The organism is Paraburkholderia elongata (genome assembly GCF_013177735.1).
Classification (GTDB): domain Bacteria; phylum Pseudomonadota; class Gammaproteobacteria; order Burkholderiales; family Burkholderiaceae; genus Paraburkholderia; species Paraburkholderia elongata.
Map to the genome: position 1 here is coordinate 1 of NZ_WOEZ01000257.1, position 5,008 is coordinate 5,008.

Consider the following 5,008-nt stretch of genomic DNA (forward strand, 5'->3'; position numbering starts at 1 on the left):
GCGTGCCGCAGGGGACAATCCGGGCGCGACGGCGCCGGGGGAGACTGGGCTTTTCAGCCTGACGCTGCTGGCCGAGGGCGTGCCCGTGCGGCTGATCGCGCATCTGCGGCGCGTGAAACCGAAGCGCCAGTCGGCGTGGCCGGTGAAGGCGTCGAAGCCGCCGGTGCGCGATCCGCGGCAGGGCGCTCTTTTCTGACGGACCCTGAGGAGTTGAACAAAATGGGCCGACCCCGGATTGCATGGAGCGATGTGCAGCTGCTCGCGATCATGAATGGCATCGCGGCGATCGACCGGGATTTCCCGCGCGACAATGCGCGCTTCCTGGATGGCCTGATCGCGGAAGTGCGGGCCATTAGCGGCCGCGTGTTTGGCGCGACCACCTACAGCCGGCTGCTGCGCGATGTCGCGCCGCAGGTGGGCGTCCAGCGCCATCCGAGCGCCCCGACGGTCCAGCAGGCGATCCTGCGGGCGCAGGCCCTCGCCCCGATCTCGCAGCCGGGCAGTGCGGATAACCGGCCGGCCGATCTCGAGCTGATCCGGCAGGCGCTGGCCCCCGTGGTGCGCGAGGCGCTCGCGCCGCTGTACGCGTCACAGCGCGAGCGGGGGAACGGGCATGCGGGCGGCGCCGCACCGGATCGTGGTGACGCGAACGCGATGGCGCAGCAGCCGCTGCTGCAGGCGGCGCTGGAAGATGCCCATGCGCGGATCCGGCGGCTTGAGCAGGACAATGCGCAGCTGCACCGCGAACTCGGCGAAGCGCATGCGGCACGGGATCTGGCCGGTGAACACGTGAACCGGCTGCTCGGCGAGCTGCACGCGTCGATCGAACGCGCCGGCGTGGGCGCGACGGCCCTCGCGCAGACAGCCACGCAGCTTGCCGGTACCGAGCGGTTTCTCAAGATGCAGAACGATGCCGTGCGGCTGCAGGCGAGCGGGGAGGCGGACGCGCTGCGCGCGCAGAATGGCCAGCTGCGCGAGCGGATTGACCATCTGCTGCTGGAAGTCGATCAGTACCGGCGCACCCTGTCGACCTGCCCGCCCGGGAGTCGCTGAGCGCGCGGCACGCTGGCGCGGTTAGCCGCCCATCGGGCCGGTGCGCGGGTTTCAGCCGGAGGTGCCGGTTCGTGATTACTCCAGTTATCAGATGTGACGATTTTGCTGCGTGGCGCTTTCCGGTCGTCGCCCGGTGACGGGCGATAAATTCGCGATTGATCTGCCGTGCCCGGACGCTTCCGACCGACCCTGACGGCGCGTGGCGAAGTCAATGCACCTTAAGTTGATCCAGTTGCCGCAGAACCGGACCGCCCGCTGGTCGTGATTGCGCGAAGGCGCGCCGATCGGGTAGGGTGGCGACATCCCAACCACAACGAGGAGGCGGCAATGAACAAGCAGGAACTGGTGGATGCAGTCGCGGCCGTAACAGATGAAAGCAAGGCCGTGACCGGCGAGATGATCGACGCAGTGATCGCTGCGATCACGGGCGCGGTGACGAAGGGCGATACCGTCCAGCTGATCGGCTTCGGCTCGTTTTCCACGGGTGCGCGCGCCGCACGGGTCGGCCGCAATCCGGCGACCGGCGCCGAAATCCAGATCCCCGCGGCGAAGACCGTCAAGTTCACGGCGGGCAAGGCGTTCAAGGATGCCGTGAAGGCGTCATGACGGAGGTGGCGATCGCGCCCGGCGACTACGCCGGGCTGCACAAGGAAGTGGTCAGTGTCGTCGAATCGGCGCGACGCACGGCGGCACGCAACGTCAATGCTGTGATGACCGCCGCTTACTGGGAGATCGGGCGGCGGATCGTCGCCAGGGAGCAGGGCGGGCAGGCGCGCGCCGGCTACGGACAGGCGCTGATCGCCCGGCTCGCGGAGGACCTGACGCGCCGTTTCGGGCGCGGATTCGGCAAGGCGAATCTGGCCAGCATGCGCGCCTTTTATTTCGCCTGGCCGGCGGCGGAGATTTTCCAGACAGTGTCTGGAAAATCGCTGCCGGCGAAAGACGTTGTCGACACCACGGCAACAGCGCCCGATTACATGGCGCTCGCCACCCGTTTTACGTTGCCGTGGTCCGCCTATGTGCGCCTGCTTTCTGTGAAGACGGCGGCCGCGCGCGCTTTCTATGAAACAGAGGCGTTGCGCGAAGGCTGGTCGGTGCGCCAGCTCGACCGCCAGATCGGTAGCCAGCTTTACGAGCGGCTGGCGCTGTCGCGCAACAAGGCGGCGCTGCTCAGAAAAGCCGCTGATGCTCAGCCGGGTGATCTTCTCACGCCAGAGGAGGCGATTCGCGACCCGTTCGTCCTCGAGTTTCTCGACATCAAGGACGAGTACTCGGAGTCGGATCTTGAGGAGGCGCTGATCCAGCATCTGGCGGATTTCCTGCTGGAGCTCGGCGACGACTTCGCTTTCGTCGGCCGGCAGCGCCGCCTGAGAATCGACGACACGTGGTTCAGGGTCGATCTGGTGTTTTTCCATCGACGGTTGAGATGCCTGGTCATCATCGATCTCAAGGTCGGCCGCTTCAGCTATGCGGACGCCGGGCAGATGCATCTCTATCTGAACTACGCGCGCGAGCATTGGATGAAGCCTGGGGAGAATCCACCTGTCGGTCTGATCCTTTGCGCCGAAAAAGGTGCGGCCGAAGCACACTACGCGCCGGACAACCTGCCGAACAAGATTCTTGCGGCGGAATACCAGACGGTGTTGCCCGATGAGGCGATGATCGTGCAGGAGCTGGAGCGCACGACAGCGGAACTGGAGCGGCGTACCGGCGCTTCGTAAAGTTCGGTCCCGATGCCTGACCGATCCCGGTCATCTGAAGACGAGGCCGCGACCCGGTAACCCATGCAACAACGACGGAGGTAGCGATGAACAGAAGAGGTTTTGTGCGGACGGGCGCAATGCTAGTTGGCGCGGGTCTTACGCTCACGGTCTCCCTGGGGGCGGTAAGCGATGCCATTGCCAACGAGTCCAACGATTCGAAGCGGCGGGCGATCGATGCAAAGGTCCATGGGACCCTGTCGAAGCTGTACGCGAACGTCAGGGGTTCCCGGGAATTGGTCGACAAGGCGAACGGTGTGCTCGTGTTCCCATCGGTGATCAAGGTTGGCTTCGTCGCCGGTGGCGAGTACGGCGAAGGCGCATTGCGCGTAGGCGGGAAATCCGTTGGCTACTACAGCACGGTATCCGGGTCATTTGGCCTGCAGGCGGGGGCTCAATCGAAGGCCGTTATCTTCCTGTTTATGACCCATGATGCGCTCAACAGCTTTCGCCGTTCCAAAGGCTGGTCGGTCGGTGGAGAAGGGTCCGTCGCGCTATTGAAGGTCGGTGCGAACGGTGCGATCGATACGACAACGGCAACCGCACCAGTCAATGCGATCGTGCTGACCAATGCCGGTCTGATGGGAGATGTGTCGCTCTCGGGAACCAAGGTCTCGCGACTCAAAATTTGAGTGCGGCGGTGGCCGCGTTCGTTTTGCGAGGCTTCGGGCGGATTCGTGAGCCGAATGGCGGTTTGCGGGTGCACAGGCGATGCTTGAGCGTCGAGGCGACTGTAGATTCGATGCCCCTTTGTGGCCGCACTGAGCCGGATGACAACCGGCTCAGATCGACCCAACCCGGTCAGCCTACCGAAAGTCAAGACCGGCCACTATCGGATCCACAAAAGGCATTGAAGATCGTGGACTGTTGGCTGTCGCCGACTTCTCGGCCGTGACGACCCTTGAGGTGGCCGAGCATGCTACCGTTTTTGAATGTAGAGAATGTTAGGAACTCTGAAGTACTGGCACTGCACGAAAGAGCATGAGCATGGTCGTGAGGGTCCACCGTGGCGTCGACCGATTGGGTCAGATAAGGCGAAAATTGGGCCGTCAGCAGCTCGGCTCAAGGGAAGCCGGTCTCTCTTTGCCAGAATGGCGCAAAACGCGACACCTGAACTCTCCCGGTGACTACTTGCTCGTTCCGGGCGTGACGGATATCGCAACCGCTTCGGTATGCACAATCTCAACCTGATCACCTTGGCGAATGTTCTTCAGCTGCCATCCCAGGAACCACATACGCGCTTCGCTGGAGGGTCTATAACGAAACCCAAGGTGGGGTAACTCGTTGCCCCCGCACCGACCCTGAAGTCAGCGAGTTCAACCTTGGAGGTGTAGCAATTACGATCCGATGAATCCATGTTTTCTCTTTTCGAATCTCGATTAGTTGGGTATCGGAGGTGACCATGGAGTACGAGTACGGCGGCTGGATCATTAACGCGATTCCGGATTTCTCCCTGGGGAAATTCTTCGCTCACGCGCGGCTAACCCCCAGCTCGCCAGAAAGTAATGTAGACACTGAAATGCACATCGAGCGCAATCTTGCCTGGTTCGATAACGAAGACGAGGCGATCGAGGTTGCGCGCCAATGGGCGATTGAGTGGATCGACGCGCGCAACGATAACCTCGCCAGCACGGAGGCTGATTCATCGATGTGGCAGGACGATATGCCGGCGAAGGCCCCGGCCGGATGAAAGTCCGGATACATGATCCTGATGCCGGGGCAATCGTACTTTTCGTGTGGAATCTGGCGGTAGTCGCCAGAAATTGCACGAAAAGTACGAATACCCCTGCTCGCTGTGCCTTATAAACTGGTCTTTGGGTCCGGACGACTTTGTGTCATTTGACACTTGCTCAAGGTCGTTAAGTGCAAGCGTGACGGTTGCCTGACGCAGTTTGTCGAATTGCTCAGTACCGAGCGTCGTACGCAGTGGGCGCAAGAGCGCCTCCCGCAGCTAGAGCAGCACTGGCGAACGAAGCAAACGCCGCTATCACGGCTGGATAAAGAACGCTAACGCAGAAAAGGCGGGCCGCTATACGCAGAATTCGGCGTGTAGCTTGCGTTTCGACGTTCAGGCGGGGTGTCTTTCGGCGGGACGGCCGGCATCGCTTGCGGTCTTGAGCGGCGATCTGCGCGAGGTTGCGCCGCATCGAATCTCCGAGGTCGACACGGTGATAACGCTGTTCGAAGGGGAGGCG

At 62.5% G+C, this 5,008-nt stretch carries 5 protein-coding genes and 1 pseudogene; all 6 read left to right on the plus strand.

The genetic code is table 11. The features are described from left to right. Positions 1-196: pseudogene (locus GNZ13_RS43340) on the plus strand (hypothetical protein); the annotation flags it as partial. A gap of 53 nt (positions 197-249) precedes the next feature. After that, complete coding sequence (locus tag GNZ13_RS43345; protein ID WP_328807380.1) at positions 250-1,053, plus strand: hypothetical protein; 804 nt, start codon at positions 250-252, stop codon at positions 1,051-1,053. Between the two features lie 261 nt (positions 1,054-1,314). Beyond that, positions 1,315-1,659: an HU family DNA-binding protein gene (locus tag GNZ13_RS43350; RefSeq protein ID WP_328807381.1), complete on the plus strand. Its 345-nt coding sequence runs from the start codon at positions 1,315-1,317 to the stop codon at positions 1,657-1,659. Beyond that, complete coding sequence (locus tag GNZ13_RS43355) at positions 1,656-2,774, plus strand: PDDEXK nuclease domain-containing protein (RefSeq protein WP_172176603.1); 1,119 nt, start codon at positions 1,656-1,658, stop codon at positions 2,772-2,774. The genes GNZ13_RS43350 and GNZ13_RS43355 overlap by 4 nt, the downstream gene beginning before the upstream one ends. An 86-nt stretch (positions 2,775-2,860) precedes the next feature. Next, complete coding sequence (locus GNZ13_RS43360; protein WP_172176605.1) at positions 2,861-3,445, plus strand: BPSL1445 family SYLF domain-containing lipoprotein; 585 nt, start codon at positions 2,861-2,863, stop codon at positions 3,443-3,445. Positions 3,446-4,215: 770 nt separating this feature from the next. Next, positions 4,216-4,503, plus strand: coding sequence for a hypothetical protein (locus GNZ13_RS43365; RefSeq protein WP_172176607.1), 288 nt, complete (start codon positions 4,216-4,218; stop codon positions 4,501-4,503). The last annotated feature ends 505 nt before the right edge of the window (positions 4,504-5,008 follow it).

Coding starts and splice junctions, on each gene's coding strand:
- GNZ13_RS43365 (WP_172176607.1), top strand. CDS start 4,216: ATGGAGTACGAGTACGGCGGCTGGATCATTAACGCGATTCCGGATTTC.
- GNZ13_RS43355 (WP_172176603.1), top strand. CDS start 1,656: ATGACGGAGGTGGCGATCGCGCCCGGCGACTACGCCGGGCTGCACAAG.
- GNZ13_RS43360 (WP_172176605.1), top strand. CDS start 2,861: ATGAACAGAAGAGGTTTTGTGCGGACGGGCGCAATGCTAGTTGGCGCG.